The following is a 14,713-nucleotide window of genomic DNA, read 5'->3' as shown; positions in this document are numbered from 1 at the left end:
GTTATTCCTCCCCGATTCGGAGCAATTGTTTTATTTTTCGGAACGTCCGAACAAACTGCTCAATTTCAATTTCGTCTACTTCTCCATCGATGAGGGATTCCACATATCGATAGACGGCACCGTCTACTTCTTCGACGAGCCGTTTTCCTCCTGGGGTCAATTCAATCAATCGTTCGCGCTGATCTTGTCCTCGTCGACTCGTGACGAGTTCTTTTTCTACGAGCTTTTTGAGCCGATTCGAGACCGCGCTTTTATGAACGCCTTGTTTTTGTGCCAATTGCCCAGCAGGAGTTGGTCCAAATTGATCGAGTAGCTTCAACAACTGTATTTGTTCACGAGAATAGTCTCGCCATACATCGCCTTCCATCGCTTCGATGACATGTTCTGTCCCGTGGAACATCACTTCTTCAAACAACTGCACCGCTTCACGCATCAATGCTTTCATTATAGTTTACCCCCTAAACTAGATGATTATAGTTTATGCCCTAAACTAAGTGACGTCAAATAAAAAGACCGATAAGGAATTTCCTTATCGATCCATGTTTTTTTCGATCGCTTCTGCCACACGTAACCCAGACAGATAGGCGCTTTCGAATCGCGTTCGTCCAGATGGGTCATCGGACTCAAGGAAGACATCCCCTGCTAAATAGATCGGATGATGGCTTACTTGATAAAACGGTTCATGCCACACGTCCTTCGCTTGCGCGTAACGCCAACGTTTCAATTGTCGTGTTTGGATGCCGATGTCACCAACCTCCTCACGCACCAATCGTTCAACCTCTATGAGCGTCTCCGTTTCCGGGTGTTCAAACCAGTCTTCACTCCACGTCTCTTCCATATAGACACTAACGAGTGATGTCCCAGAGATTCCTTTTTGCCGATTATTGATAATTTTTAATACACCGGGTACCAGGTCTTGATCGAGAATCCCATCTGTCCCGATCTGTACATCACCTGTGCATTCAAAGAGACCGACGAACGTCGGCGCATACACGAGTCGCTGGAGTGAGGGCTCGATCTGGTCGACCAAACTTCCGAGTAATTCGAACGATTGCGGAAGTGGTGCCGTCATCACGACTCGATCGTATGAACGTGTCGTCACGTCTGTCTTAATCGTGACGGTGCCGTCTTCTTCCACCTGAACGTTCTCTACCCGTTCATTCAATTGTACGATCAAACCTTCGGCCAGCCGCTTCGCGAGTGCATTCATACCGCCAATCGCGACGTAACGAGGATAAGGATCGGCATACCAGACACGCACCCAGTTCGCACTCATCCACGACTGCACCTCTCGTTCGAGCGCATCTCCACGTACCGTGAAATATACCGCTCCGTGGTCCGCCCGCCCGTCACCGATTCGACGCGTTGCCAAACGTCCCCCGACGCTTCGGCTCTTTTCAATCAGTTCAACAGTATGACCTCGACGCACGAGTTCACGCGCTGCGACGATCCCGCTCAGACCGGCCCCGATAATTCCAATCTTCATTCCGCATTCCCCTTTCTCTTCATGAAGATTGTAGCACGTTCATTTAACTCAACCTCTGTTTGATATGCTTCAGGCTGACTTGTCCCATTGTTCGTCGTACGTTCAGCGCGTGTCTTCATACATGACAGCGAAGCGCGCAACGACAAATGGCCGGACTAAAATCGTCGCTATAGAAAGGGATAACGCAGAAAGTAATACAGAATCGACGACCACGAACAACGTGAAGCCGGTCACGTAAATCGGGATGAACGGCAAAATCAATTTGAATGCCTCCCATTTCTGACCATTCATCAATGCGCGTGACTTCGTGATTGAATCCATGACTGACATCTCCGGCTCATCCCGTAAAATAAAATAAGTGAACGCATAGGAGAAGTATTTCATGATTCCTGGGACAATGAACAGAAGTGTCCATAGCGTCTGGAAGATAGCTAGTAAGATAACAGCAGTCACATTCTTACCAAATCGTTCTTTCATCGGTCGAAATACATCACGAAACTGCGCGTCTTGTCCACGAACGATTGAAAGGATAACCCAGTGATATCCGATGATGAGTGGGTACAGTATGAAAGATAAAACAATCGTACTTAAAAGAAATACAATCGCCTGTAACGAATCGGCTTCCGCTCCATACAATGTCGGGTCGAGTATTGCGCTAAACTCTAAAATAACAGCACAAAGAAACGACCAAGCTAGCAGTAAGCTGCGTTTTCCATTGATTGCTTCATGTGTGCGCTCTGTCCATGTTTGAATCATGTTTCAAATCCCCCTTTTGATTAATTGTATATACGCAACAGAGCATGAAATCGTTTCACCGCGTGGTGCCGTTAAGTGCTTCATCTACTTGTTAGATTGCTCATTGCTCGAAGGTTCGTTCACTCACCGCAACAAAAAAGACCAAAACCCCGAAAGGTTTTGGTCTTAAATATTATTCAACCGTTACAGACTTCGCCAAGTTACGTGGCTTGTCGACATCACAGTCGCGGGCAAGTGCCGCATAGTACGAGATGAGTTGAAGCGGAAGAACCGTCACGAGTGGCGTGAGAAGCGGTTCAACACGTGGAAGAACGAATGCGTCGTTCTCATGCTCCATTCCTTCCATTGAAATCGTACATGCGATGGCACCACGCGCCACAACTTCTTTGATGTTTCCACGGATGTTGAGGTGTGTGTTCGGTTGAGACACGAGCGTGATGACCGGTGTCCCGTCTTCAATCAACGCGATTGGACCGTGCTTCAGTTCCCCACCTGGGTACCCCTCTGCTTGGATATATGAGATCTCTTTAAGTTTCAATGCGCCTTCGAGACCAACATATGAATCCACTCCACGTCCAAGGAAGAACGCGTTACGTGATTCTTTCAAGAACTTGTCTGCAAGCTCTTCAAAGATTTCTTTTTGTGCCATGATCGAGTCCATCGTTGTTGCAACGAGTGCAAGTTCTTGCATCAAATCAAACGGGAGTTTCTTCCCGTTCGCACGAGCGATGTCGTATGCGAGAATCGCGAGGACGGCAATTTGCGCCGTGTATGCTTTTGTCGACGCGACCGCGATTTCTGGTCCTGCATGGAGGAGCATCGTCTCGTTCGCTTCACGCGACAATGTCGATCCTGCGACGTTTGTTAACGTGAGCGCTTTATGGCCCAATTTTTTCACTTCGACGAGAACGGCACGGCTGTCCGCTGTCTCACCGGATTGTGAGATGAAGAGGAAGAGTGGCTTCTCTGTCAAAAGTGGCATGTTGTAACCGAACTCTGATGCGACGTGTACTTCAGTCGGTACACCTGCAACGCGCTCGATCAATTGCTTCCCGACAAGACCAGCGTGGTAACTCGTACCGCACGCGACGATATAGACACGGTCTGCTTCCGAGACGAGCTCGCGCACGCCTTCTGTGAGTTCGATGTCACCGTTCTCGTTCTGGTAATGCTGGATGATATTACGGATGACGGCCGGTTGCTCGTCCATCTCCTTCAACATGTAGTGCGCGTACGTACCCTTCTCGATGTCTGATGCATCGATCTCGGCCGTATATGGTTTGCGTTCGAGCACGTCGCCGTCGAGCGTCTTGATCGTCGCCGTCGAGCGTGTGAGGATGACGATCTCGCCGTCGTGGAGCTCGAGATACTGGTCTGTCACCTGGAGCATCGCCATCGCGTCCGATGCGACGACGTTGAACGTGCCGTCCCCGAGTCCGACGAGGAGCGGTGACTTGTTCTTTCCGATATAGAGGCGCTCTTTGTCCTCTGAGTCGATCATCGCGATTGCGTACGAGCCGTGGAGGTCCGAGAGCGTCTTGCGGAACGCCGCCTCGACATCACCGAGCTCGACGAAGTGTTTCTCCATGAGCAAGACGATGACTTCCGTGTCCGTTTCTGAGAGGAACGGGACATCAAGCGTCTTCTTGATGAGCTCGTCGTTCTCGATCACGCCGTTATGCACGAGCGTGAAACGTCCTGTCGTGCTCTGGTGCGGGTGGGCGTTCGGTACGCTAGGTACCCCGTGTGTCGCCCAACGTGTGTGGCCGATTCCAATCGTGCCGTCTACTTCTGCTGGGATGATTTCGCGTAGCGCAGCAATGCGACCGACTTCTTTGTGAACGTTGACATTATCATGCATCAACGCAAGACCTGCCGAGTCATAGCCACGGTACTCGAGTTTTTCAAGACCTTTGAGAAGGACTTCCTTCGCTCCGGTATTCCCAATCATTCCTACAATTCCACACATAAATAAATCTCCTCTATTCTTCGATTTCTCGAAAAAGGAAACGGGCTTTTTCTAAGAGCTGTCAACACACACTTCTTTGTCCGTCCGGTCACCCGGGCGTTTTAAAAGTATGCTTCTCGTCGTGACAGGCGACGAGGAGGCATCCGCCGAAATCTCGATAACCTCCAACCTCGTCAACTCCGCAGAGTTCTGGCGCTTGTTCGTACTCTTGTGTCCTTCCGTTTCCAAGGTCACGCTCTTAATAGTACAAATCACACCCCCATTCGTCAAGAAAATCCGCTGTTTTCTCGATGACAAAACGGAAACAAAAAGGGAATCCAATGTTGGATTCCCTTGTGTTATTCCCGCTTTTGAGAATTTTATCCTTCTAAACCGTAATCTTCGCGAACAACTTGCGCGATTCGTTCAACGTAACGGTCGCATTCTTCCGCTGTCGGTGCTTCCGCCATCACACGAACGAGAGGCTCTGTTCCCGATGCACGGACGAGAATTCGACCATTTCCAGCCATTTCTGCTTCCGCTTCTTGAATCGTTGCCAAGACACGCTCTCCGTTCATCGCATCGTTTTTATTCGTCACACGAATATTTACGAGTTTTTGCGGATAAACCGGCATCTCAGCCGCCAATTCAGAGAGTTTGCGGCCCGTCGACTTCACGATTTCTGCCAACTGGACGCCTGATAACATCCCGTCACCTGTTGTCGAGTGATCGAGGAAAATCAAGTGACCCGATTGTTCGCCACCGAGTGTGTACTGGTGTTTTTTCATCTCTTCAACGACATAACGGTCACCGACTGCTGTCTGGAGCGCTGTCATGCCCGCTTCTTCAACAGCTTTATGGAACCCGAGGTTACTCATGACCGTCGCGACAATCGTGTTGTCTTTGAGACGTCCTTTTTCACTCAAGTATTTCCCGCAAATATACATAATTTTGTCTCCATCGACGATTTCACCGTTCTCGTCAATCGCAATCAAACGGTCCCCGTCACCATCAAAGGCAAGGCCCATGTCCGCTCCTTTTTCGCGGACGAACTCAGCCAAGTGCTCTGGATGTGTCGAGCCGACACCTTCATTGATGTTTAGACCGTTCGGCGAGTTTCCGATTGTGGATACGTTCGCTTCAAGGTCAGCGAAGAGTCGAGCAGCGAGACCGCTCGTCGCGCCATGTGCACAGTCGAGCGCAATGTGTAGGCCTTCGAAGTCTTCTTCAACGGTTTGTTTCAGCATTTGAAGGTATTTTTGTGCCCCTTCATAATAGTCCGACACGAAACCGAGATCTTTCCCAGTCGGTCGTGGGAGCGTATCTTCCGTAGCGTCTAAAATATCTTCGATTTCTTGCTCAGTCGCATCATCTAATTTAAAACCATCGCTACCGAAGAATTTGATTCCGTTGTCGGCTACCGGGTTGTGCGATGCCGAAATCATGACACCGGCTGTCGCATCTAGCGATTTTGTTAAGTACGCAACTCCAGGTGTTGAGATGACACCAAGACGCATCACTTCTGCACCGATTGAGAGAAGTCCGGCAATCAATGCACCTTCAAGCATATGTCCTGAGATGCGTGTGTCACGACCAATCAATACTTTTGGTTGTTCGCCTTCTGGCAAATGTTTCGACAACACATAGCCACCAGCACGGCCTAAACGATATGCTAATTCCGCAGTTAACTCAGAGTTCGCGACACCGCGAACTCCGTCTGTTCCAAAATATTTACCCATTAGATTAAATCCTCACTTTTGTATGATTGAACATCTTTATTGAATGGAAGATGTTTCTGTTTCTTCATCGACGCTCGTCAGTTGAACATCAATCGTCTTCGGCGAGACAACCGTCACGCCTTTTGGTACTTCGTAATCGACATCTACCGCGTGTGTCCCACCTGGTAATCCTGTCAAATCCAATGTCACGTTAACACTGTTCGATGAAATGGTCTCGAGAAGGGACCGCTTTCCGGACAGAGTGACACTGACCACATCTTGCGTTTGAATCGTATAATTGGTTCGGTCGTACCCCCGTACGTTCACTGGAACAGTCAACCGAATCCGCTCTGTCAATTCGCTCGTGTCATCTTTCGTCTCATCACTCGGACGAATCAGCACTTGAACTTCTACTTCTCTTTTGTCGAGTGACGTGGCTCCTTCAGGGAGACGGAGAGTAACATTTACTTTCTCAGACTTCTTCAAATCATCCAGTTCAATCGGCTCTGTCTCGACTCGATCGAGTTTATCGAGCACCTCTTTTGATCCAAAGACACGAACTTCTGTTTCACCTAGTAATGTATCTACTAACCTGAAGTCGTCCGACACTTCTCCGCTCGTGACGACCTCAATCGGAATCATCACACTCTCATTGTAAATCGGGACAGTCACATTGATGATATTCGGGTCGACCGACACATTCAACGGATTCCCGTTCGCATCTAAAATAGTCGGTGGAATCTCACGAGTGAATGTCTGATTTTGATTCGAGACATCCACATTTAACGTGATTTCTTTGACATTTTGAATGCGACTCGCACCGCCTGTGACTTTGATAGTCGACGGTTCGATTTCAACATCGCCAGCCACTTTCCCTTCCGGTAATTGATCTTTATTCAACAGGTTCACAGACACCGGAACTTCAATCGTTTGCTTCCGATCAATGTAAATTTCAACTGTCTCTCGATCCAATTTGACATTGACGTCTCCACCGAAACCTCGTGCCTCGACTGGGACGCGATGAAATCCGGTTCCAAGGTTGGTCAAATCGACAAACACTTGATAATCTTTCACCAGTTTGGTCATCGTTAAACTACTTGAGGGACCTTGAAGCTCAACACCCATCTCCTCAGGCACGTTGTATGCGACATACTGCACCTCATCAAAAAATACTTCGACCGGTACATCGAGCGTCATGGAACTTTGTCCAACAATCGGCAAAGCGCTAGAAGCGTTGTTCGAGGAACTGGTCTCAGCAACCATTAAGTATAAAAGGACGGCTAAAGCAAGTGCGATGAAGCGGAGAAACCACTTATGTTGTAACCACTGATCAATCACTTACTTATCCCCTCCTTTTTTGCCGAAGAACGAGAGGGTCGCCTCTTTTTCTTCGATGACGAGTTCTTGAATTAATTTATTACGAAGCGCTTCTTCATCTAACTCTCGATATAAGCGTCCTGCGATCGCGAGAGAGACAGCTCCTGTTTCTTCTGACACGGTGAGAGTGACGCTATCTGTCACTTCACTGACCCCAATGGCTGCCCGGTGTCGTGTCCCGAGGGCCTTATCGATGTGTGGACTTTCCGAGAGCGGCAAATAGCAGGCTGCTGCCGCAATCTTTCCATCTTGAATAATCATCGCACCATCATGGAGTGGTGTGTTTGGAATGAATAAGTTAATAATTAATTGGGAAGTAATATGCGAATCCATACGAATGCCCGTCTCCACATACTCGTTTAATCCCGTATCTCGTTCAATCGCAATCAACGCACCAATCCGCCGCTTTGACATATATTGCGCAGAACTGACGATGGCTTCAATCATTTGGCGTTGTTGCTCTTCATCACTTGTTCCTGTACGCCCGAATAAGTTGCTCGTCCGACCGAGGTGCTCAAGACCACGTCTCAATTCAGGCTGGAAGATGATGATAATTCCGAGAAGACCGTATGTGATCACCTGATTTAGCAAGAACTGGAGCGTCTTCAACCCGAAGAAACCACTCAAGAACCAACTGACTAGAATGATGGAGATCCCTTTAATTAATTGGACTGCTTTTGTCCCACGTACAATCATCATTAACTTATAAATGACATACGTGACGACGACGATATCTAAAACATCGTTCAAATAATCGTACCAATGTACGTTTTCTGAAAGATTTAAAAATGAGAAATATGATACTTGTTCAAGTAGCGGCAAATGCTCCCCTCCTCAACTACCTAGCTAAATCGTGCAAATTCCATTATATCATCATTTTTGTATATACGCATTGCGTCACACCAAAACGAAACGAGATTGAAACGAAAAAAGACGCCGGAAGCGTCTTTAGAAAAGTTGTTTCATGGAATACCAGATCCACTCGAACATCTGATCGATTTGTTCAAGTTCACCTGTCACTTGCCCGGCACTTGCTAAATACGCACGACCATTGACAGCTGTCGCGTCACCTTGGACGGTACCTTCAATCCGTAAATCGCCACCTTGGACGGTAATGTCTTTCTCGACAGTAACACCCGCTGGCACAATCACTTCATTCTCTGATACGACGACACCTGGTACTTTTGTATACGTCATCGTCTCCGAAGCACTACTCCATAATCCAAGTGTCGCACTAGACATCAAACTAAAGAATAGGACTGCGGCAATCAAACCTGGGTGGCGCTGTAACCAAATCATTTGTTTTGAATGTGGCTTACGCTCTTTGCGCACAGATTTGGATAACGACACAACCGTGTCAGGCCCTTTTTGCACCGGTGTTTCAGGTATAGCGGCCATCACACGGGTCGTAAAATCCGCTGATAACTTTGGACGAGGCAATGCTTTCAGTTCTGCGTCGATTCGTTCATATTGTAGATAAGACTCATATAATTCATCGTCTTCTAACAATTGACGCAATTCGTCAGATTCTTCGGGCAAAACGCCATCTTCCAAATATTGTTGTACTTTTTCTTCAGGAGTCAATTGAACCCCTCCCTATTTTGAAAGATTGTTTTTAACATTTCTCTTCCCCGGAAGATCCTTGTTTTAACTGTTGCGACCGGCATGTCAATCATCACGCTAATTTCTTTTAGCGACAAATCATCCACATATTTTAATAGTAAGGGAATGCGGTATTTGTCCGGAAGTTGTTTGATGGCTTCATGCATCTCACTTCGAATTTCGCGATGAACCACTTGGGCATCGGGTTGAGGTGCTTCATCAGCTAAGTGGTCTTGATAAGTCAAACCGTCTGTACCCGCAATTTCTGCATCCATTGAATACTCCGGTTTCCGTTTCCTCAATCGATCGATGGCAACGTTCGTCGTAATTCGATAGAGCCATGTTTTGAACTTGTATTGCGCATCATACGTATCAATTCGTGTATATGCACGTATGAATGCTTCTTGGGCAGCGTCTTCCGCTTCGCCACGATCATACAAAATTTTATAGGCGATTGCAAAGACGCCATCCTTGTATAGTTCTACCAGCTCGGCAAACGAATCGTGATTCCCCGCCCTCAATTCGTCAACCAAACGGGTGGTCAGCCGTTCCATCAATCCACTTCCCCTCTCCGCAACACATGCGGTCATTTCTATATACGTCTCACCAGTTGAATTAGTTTCATTAAAGTAAAAAAAGTTTCCACCCCCATTGTAGCAAACGGGTTTGGAAACTGTAAGGAAATCAGACGGTTTCGCCTTCCAATAACAGGTTTTCTTTAGATTTTATAATCGTTTCACACAGACGGTAGGCCAATTGAGCCGTCATGTCGTCCCGGTCTAATGCCGGATTCAATTCGACGAGCTCTACGGCAATCAAATCTTCTGCCTGCATCGCTTCTTTTAAAATCGCTTTGGCCTCGACTTCTGTTAGACCACCATCAACCGGTGTTCCTGTACCCGGAACGAGTGACGCATCGAGACTGTCCATATCAAAACTGATATAAAAACGGTCTACTCGTTCACGAAGATAGCTGAGCGCCTCTTGCATGATCACATCGACCCCACGCGTACGAACTTCTTCTACGGTAATGACTTTTATACCGAGTCGATTGATTTCGTTTATTTCTCCTTCATCGATATCACGAAGGGCAATATACACCAAATGATTTGGCGATAACTTCGAATCACGCCCACCTACTTCTGTCAGACGTATATCCCCCATCCCCATAGCTGCAGCAAGTGGCATTCCATGAATATTACCAGATGGTGAGGTATCCCCCGTATTCAAGTCAGCGTGGGCATCTACCCAAATGACACCAAATGGTCCCGTTTTTGCTAGTCCTGCGAGTGTGCCGATTGCCATACTATGATCGCCCCCAACGATCAATGGGAATCGATTCGCTCTAATTTCGCTATCTATCACTTCTGCCAATTCCGTAACAGTGTGCAATACACCATCTACCCGCTTCAAATGTTCTTCATTTTCACGAATTTCAGATTCCGGTAACACGCGTATCGTTTGTTTAACCGTCCCTGTTGGAAGAAGTTTCTCCATCCCTAGTTCGTTCAACTTCATCGGTCCTTGATCGACCCCAAGTTTCCCCTGACCATAACGAAGTGGTACATGAATATATGACCATTGCATCGCCATTCCCCCTTTATACGCTTGATAGTTGAACTACTCGCCACTTATTTACTTCGCAAATTGAAGTGGGAGCTTCTTGGGAAGATCGTACTTTTATTAGCCACGATTATTTACCAAGCTCGTCGGGTGGTTCCCACCCTGAAGGAATTCGTTTTAGTTTGCCAACATTAACAGATTGATGCTTGCGTTGATGTCTCGATCATGATGAACACCACAATGAGTACACGTCCATTCACGAACATCCATCGTCTTCTTCTCGCCTTTGACGCCACAAGAAGAACAGATCTGCGTCGATGCGTACCATTGATCCGCCTTGATGAGCGTCCGTCCATAGAAGGTATATTTGTATTCCAACTGCCGGACGAACTCATACCAGCTGACGTCCCCGATGGACTTCGCTACCTTACATCTGTCATAGGGAGAGAAGACTTTTGGACCGGGCGATTCATCCCCCACCTACACTGGGCTACGCCCCAAGACGCTTAGAGGAGGGAGAATTCTCGCCTGGTTTAGTTAAATTGTAAACGCTATCATTCATTTGGTTCAACTCGGCACTATTATGAATAAACATACAAAAAGGCAGCCTGAATGGTGGCAGGCTGCCTTTCTCTGTACTCTCAAGTGAATGGTTCATGGTTTTAGGCAAAAAAAAACTTAAGTCATCAATAACTTAAGAAAAAAACATATGGTGGAGCCTAGCGGGATCGAACCGCTGACCTCCTGCGTGCAAGGCAGGCGCTCTCCCAGCTGAGCTAAGGCCCCATGAATGGGTAAGAATATGGAGCGGAAGACGGGATTCGAACCCGCGACCCCGACCTTGGCAAGGTCGTATTCTACCACTGAACTACTTCCGCAAAAAATGGTGAGCCATGCAGGGCTCGAACCTGCGACCCTCTGATTAAAAGTCAGATGCTCTACCAACTGAGCTAATGGCTCAAACCTGGTGGGGGGGGGCGGATTCGAACCGCCGAACCCGAAGGAGCGGATTTACAGTCCGCCGCGTTTAGCCACTTCGCTACCCCCCCGAGGAGTGCCGGCGAAAGGATTCGAACCCTCGACCCTCTGATTACAAGTCAGATGCTCTACCAACTGAGCTACACCGGCATATATATAGGTTTGAATTAATAAATAAAGATGGTGGAGGATGACGGGATCGAACCGCCGACCCCCTGCTTGTAAGGCAGGTGCTCTCCCAGCTGAGCTAATCCTCCATATTGGTGACCCGTACGGGATTCGAACCCGTGTTACCGCCGTGAAAGGGCGGTGTCTTAACCGCTTGACCAACGGGCCTAAATTGGCTCCGCAAGTAGGATTTGAACCTACGACCTACCGGTTAACAGCCGGTTGCTCTACCACTGAGCTATTGCGGAACGATCTTGCCTGGCAACGTCCTATCCTCACAGGGGGAGATCCCCCAACTACTTTCGGCGCTGAGACGCTTAACTTCTGTGTTCGGCATGGGAACAGGTGTGGCCGTCTCGCTATCGCCACCAGACAAAATGAATATTAACACCGCGTCATACGCATGTCAATATTGTTTTAGGGCTTGTTCCCTGAAAACTGAGGATTCATCAACACAAACCATAGACTAGATCAAAGCCTCGACCGATTAGTATCATTCAGCTCCACGTGTCACCACGCTTCCACCCATGACCTATCTACCTCATCGTCTCTGAGGGGTCTTTCTTGATTGCTCAAAGGGAAATCTCATCTCGGAGGGGGCTTCATGCTTAGATGCTTTCAGCACTTATCCCGTCCGCACGTAGCTACCCAGCGATGCTCCTGGCGGAACAACTGGTACACCAGCGGTGCGTCCATCCCGGTCCTCTCGTACTAAGGACAGCTCTCCTCAAATTTCCTGCGCCCACGACGGATAGGGACCGAACTGTCTCACGACGTTCTGAACCCAGCTCGCGTACCGCTTTAATGGGCGAACAGCCCAACCCTTGGGACCTACTCCAGCCCCAGGATGCGATGAGCCGACATCGAGGTGCCAAACCTCCCCGTCGATGTGGACTCTTGGGGGAGATCAGCCTGTTATCCCCAGGGTAGCTTTTATCCGTTGAGCGATGGCCCTTCCATGCGGAACCACCGGATCACTAAGCCCGACTTTCGTCCCTGCTCGACTTGTAGGTCTCGCAGTCAAGCTCCCTTCTGCCTTTGCACTCTTCGAATGATTTCCAACCATTCTGAGGGAACCTTTGGGCGCCTCCGTTACTGTTTAGGAGGCGACCGCCCCAGTCAAACTACCCGCCTGACACGGTCCTCCAGCCGGATCACGGCTGCGAGTTAGAGACTCTATACGCAAAGGGTGGTATCCCAAGGGTGTCTCCACCGAAGCTGGCGCTCCGGCTTCACAGACTCCCACCTATCCTGTACATCGCGTACAAAGCCTCAATATCAGGCTGTAGTAAAGCTCCATGGGGTCTTTCCGTCCTGTCGCGGGTAACCTGCATCTTCACAGGTACTATGATTTCACCGGGTCTCTCGTTGAGACAGTGCCCAAATCGTTACGCCTTTCGTGCGGGTCGGAACTTACCCGACAAGGAATTTCGCTACCTTAGGACCGTTATAGTTACGGCCGCCGTTTACTGGGGCTTCGGTTCAGTGCTTCTCTTGCGATGACACATCCCCTTAACCTTCCAGCACCGGGCAGGCGTCAGCCCCTATACTTCATCTTGCGATTTAGCAGAGACCTGTGTTTTTGCTAAACAGTCGTTTGGGCCTATTCACTGCGGCTTATGTTGCCATAAGCGTCCCTTCTCCCGAAGTTACGGGACCATTTTGCCGAGTTCCTTAACGAGAGTTATCCCGCGCGTCTTAGAATTCTCATCTCGCCTACCTGTGTCGGTTTGCGGTACTGGCGCCGACCTCCTCACTAGAGGCTTTTCTTGGCAGCGTGAAATCCGGTGCTTCGCCCTACGGGCTCCACGTCACAGCTCAACCTTGGTGTCGGGCGGATTTGCCAACCCGACGGCCTTGCTGCTTGTCCGTGCACTTCCAGTCGCACGGTCACCTTATCCTTCTGCGTCCCCCCATCGTTCAAACGGTGGTACGGCGGTACAGGAATATCAACCTGTTGTCCATCGCCTACGCCTTTCGGCCTCGGCTTAGGTCCAGACTAACCCTGAGCGGACGAGCCTTCCTCAGGAAACCTTGGGCTTTCGACGGAGGGGATTCTCACCCCTCTTTTCGCTACTCACACCGGCATTCTCACTTCCAAGCGCTCCACGGCTCCTCACGGTACCGCTTCACTGCTGCTTGGAACGCTCTCCTACCATCCCTTACGGGATCCATAGCTTCGGTGGTATGTTTAGCCCCGTTACATTTTCGGCGCGGCGCCACTCGACTAGTGAGCTATTACGCACTCTTTGAATGGTGGCTGCTTCTAAGCCAACATCCTAGTTGTCTGTGCAGCGCCACATCCTTTTCCACTTAACATACACTTGGGGACCTTAGCTGATGGTCTGGGCTGTTTCCCTCTCGACTACGGATCTTATCACTCGCAGTCTGACTCCCGAGTACAAGTTGCTGGCATTCGGAGTTTGACTGAATTCGGTAACCCTGTGGGGGCCCCTAGTCCAATCAGTGCTCTACCTCCAGAACTCTTCACCTCGAGGCTAGCCCTAAAGCTATTTCGGAGAGAACCAGCTATCTCCAGGTTCGATTGGCATTTCACCGCTACCCACACCTCATCCCCGCACTTTTCAACGTGCGTGGGTTCGGACCTCCAGTCAGTGTTACCTGACCTTCATCCTGGACATGGGTAGATCACCTGGTTTCGGGTCTACGACGACGGACTGATGCGCCCTGTTCAGACTCGCTTTCGCTGCGGCTCCGCCTCATCGGCTTAACCTCGCCCGCCATCGTAACTCGCCGGTTCATTCTACAAAAGGCACGCCATCACCCGTTAACGGGCTCTGACTACTTGTAGGCATACGGTTTCAGGATCTGTTTCACTCCCCTTCCGGGGTGCTTTTCACCTTTCCCTCACGGTACTGGTTCACTATCGGTCACTAGGAAGTATTTAGCCTTGGGAGATGGTCCTCCCGGATTCCGACGGGGTTTCACGTGTCCCGCCGTACTCAGGATCCACTCTGGAGGGGATGGGGTTTCGGCTACAGGGCCGTCACCTTCTCTGGCCGACCTTTCCAGGTCGTTCACCTACCCTATCCCTTTGTAACTCCGTGTAGAGTGTCCTACAACCCCAGGAAGCATGCTTCCTGGTTTGGGCTGTTC

At 49.2% G+C, this 14,713-nt stretch carries 10 protein-coding genes, 8 tRNA genes, 2 rRNA genes and 1 pseudogene (1 of these 21 only partly in view); all 21 read right to left on the bottom strand.

The features are described 5' to 3' along the window. Position 1: 1 nt before the first annotated feature. Entirely contained in the window at positions 2-445 is a 444-nt protein-coding gene (locus P400_RS0103455) for a MarR family winged helix-turn-helix transcriptional regulator (RefSeq protein ID WP_034770791.1), read from the bottom strand. A gap of 84 nt (positions 446-529) precedes the next feature. After that, positions 530-1,486: an NAD(P)/FAD-dependent oxidoreductase gene (locus P400_RS0103450; RefSeq protein ID WP_026824860.1), complete on the bottom strand. Its 957-nt coding sequence runs from the start codon at positions 1,484-1,486 to the stop codon at positions 530-532. Positions 1,487-1,588: 102 nt separating this feature from the next. After that, the gene (locus P400_RS14815) at positions 1,589-2,242 is read right to left on the bottom strand and encodes a DUF975 family protein (RefSeq protein ID WP_034770787.1); all 654 of its coding nucleotides are present in this window, start codon (positions 2,240-2,242) and stop codon (positions 1,589-1,591) included. A gap of 172 nt (positions 2,243-2,414) precedes the next feature. Further along, positions 2,415-4,211, bottom strand: a complete 1,797-nt coding sequence (gene glmS / locus P400_RS0103440; RefSeq protein ID WP_026824859.1) for a glutamine--fructose-6-phosphate transaminase (isomerizing) — start codon at positions 4,209-4,211, stop codon at positions 2,415-2,417. A gap of 359 nt (positions 4,212-4,570) precedes the next feature. Continuing rightward, positions 4,571-5,929, bottom strand: coding sequence for a phosphoglucosamine mutase (gene glmM / locus P400_RS0103435; RefSeq protein ID WP_026824858.1), 1,359 nt, complete (start codon positions 5,927-5,929; stop codon positions 4,571-4,573). A 36-nt stretch (positions 5,930-5,965) separates the two neighbouring features. Next, on the bottom strand, positions 5,966-7,246 hold the full coding sequence (locus P400_RS0103430; protein WP_026824857.1) for a CdaR family protein: 1,281 nt from the start codon (positions 7,244-7,246) through the stop codon (positions 5,966-5,968). After that, a complete protein-coding gene (gene cdaA / locus P400_RS0103425; RefSeq protein ID WP_026824856.1) occupies positions 7,247-8,107 on the bottom strand; it encodes a diadenylate cyclase CdaA in 861 nt (286 codons plus the stop codon). It abuts the gene before it with no gap. Positions 8,108-8,233: 126 nt separating this feature from the next. Continuing rightward, a complete protein-coding gene (locus P400_RS0103420) occupies positions 8,234-8,869 on the bottom strand; it encodes a hypothetical protein (RefSeq protein ID WP_026824855.1) in 636 nt (211 codons plus the stop codon). Further along, positions 8,866-9,441 carry an RNA polymerase sigma factor SigW gene (sigW, locus tag P400_RS0103415; RefSeq protein WP_012727640.1) on the bottom strand — a complete coding sequence of 192 codons (576 nt, stop codon included), beginning with the start codon at positions 9,439-9,441 and terminating at the stop codon, positions 8,866-8,868. Before sigW ends, P400_RS0103420 begins: the two co-directional genes overlap by 4 nt. Before the next feature lie 130 nt (positions 9,442-9,571). Further along, the gene (gene rocF, locus P400_RS14810; protein ID WP_034770785.1) at positions 9,572-10,474 is read right to left on the bottom strand and encodes an arginase; all 903 of its coding nucleotides are present in this window, start codon (positions 10,472-10,474) and stop codon (positions 9,572-9,574) included. A gap of 153 nt (positions 10,475-10,627) precedes the next feature. Beyond that, positions 10,628-10,879 (bottom strand): annotated as a pseudogene (locus tag P400_RS15470) (zinc ribbon domain-containing protein); the annotation flags it as partial. A 281-nt stretch (positions 10,880-11,160) separates the two neighbouring features. After that, positions 11,161-11,236, bottom strand: a tRNA-Ala gene (locus tag P400_RS0103400). 17 nt (positions 11,237-11,253) lie between these two features. After that, positions 11,254-11,328: transfer RNA gene (locus P400_RS0103395), tRNA-Gly, on the bottom strand. 6 nt (positions 11,329-11,334) lie between these two features. Then, positions 11,335-11,410 (bottom strand) — tRNA-Lys (locus P400_RS0103390). A 5-nt stretch (positions 11,411-11,415) separates the two neighbouring features. Next, a tRNA-Tyr gene (locus P400_RS0103385) sits at positions 11,416-11,499 on the bottom strand. Between the two features lie 6 nt (positions 11,500-11,505). After that, positions 11,506-11,578, bottom strand: a tRNA-Thr gene (locus P400_RS0103380). Positions 11,579-11,609: 31 nt separating this feature from the next. Beyond that, positions 11,610-11,685: transfer RNA gene (locus P400_RS0103375), tRNA-Val, on the bottom strand. Between the two features lie 4 nt (positions 11,686-11,689). Continuing rightward, positions 11,690-11,764, bottom strand: a tRNA-Glu gene (locus P400_RS0103370). 5 nt (positions 11,765-11,769) lie between these two features. Further along, positions 11,770-11,844, bottom strand: a tRNA-Asn gene (locus P400_RS0103365). 8 nt (positions 11,845-11,852) lie between these two features. Then, positions 11,853-11,969, bottom strand: a 5S ribosomal RNA gene (gene rrf / locus P400_RS0103360). Positions 11,970-12,063: 94 nt separating this feature from the next. Beyond that, positions 12,064-14,713: ribosomal RNA gene (locus P400_RS0103355) — 23S ribosomal RNA — on the bottom strand; it runs 263 nt beyond the window's last position.

The organism is Exiguobacterium marinum DSM 16307 (assembly GCF_000620845.1).
GTDB classification, from domain to species: domain Bacteria; phylum Bacillota; class Bacilli; order Exiguobacteriales; family Exiguobacteriaceae; genus Exiguobacterium; species Exiguobacterium marinum.
This window is presented reverse-complemented; position numbering and strand designations above follow the sequence as displayed.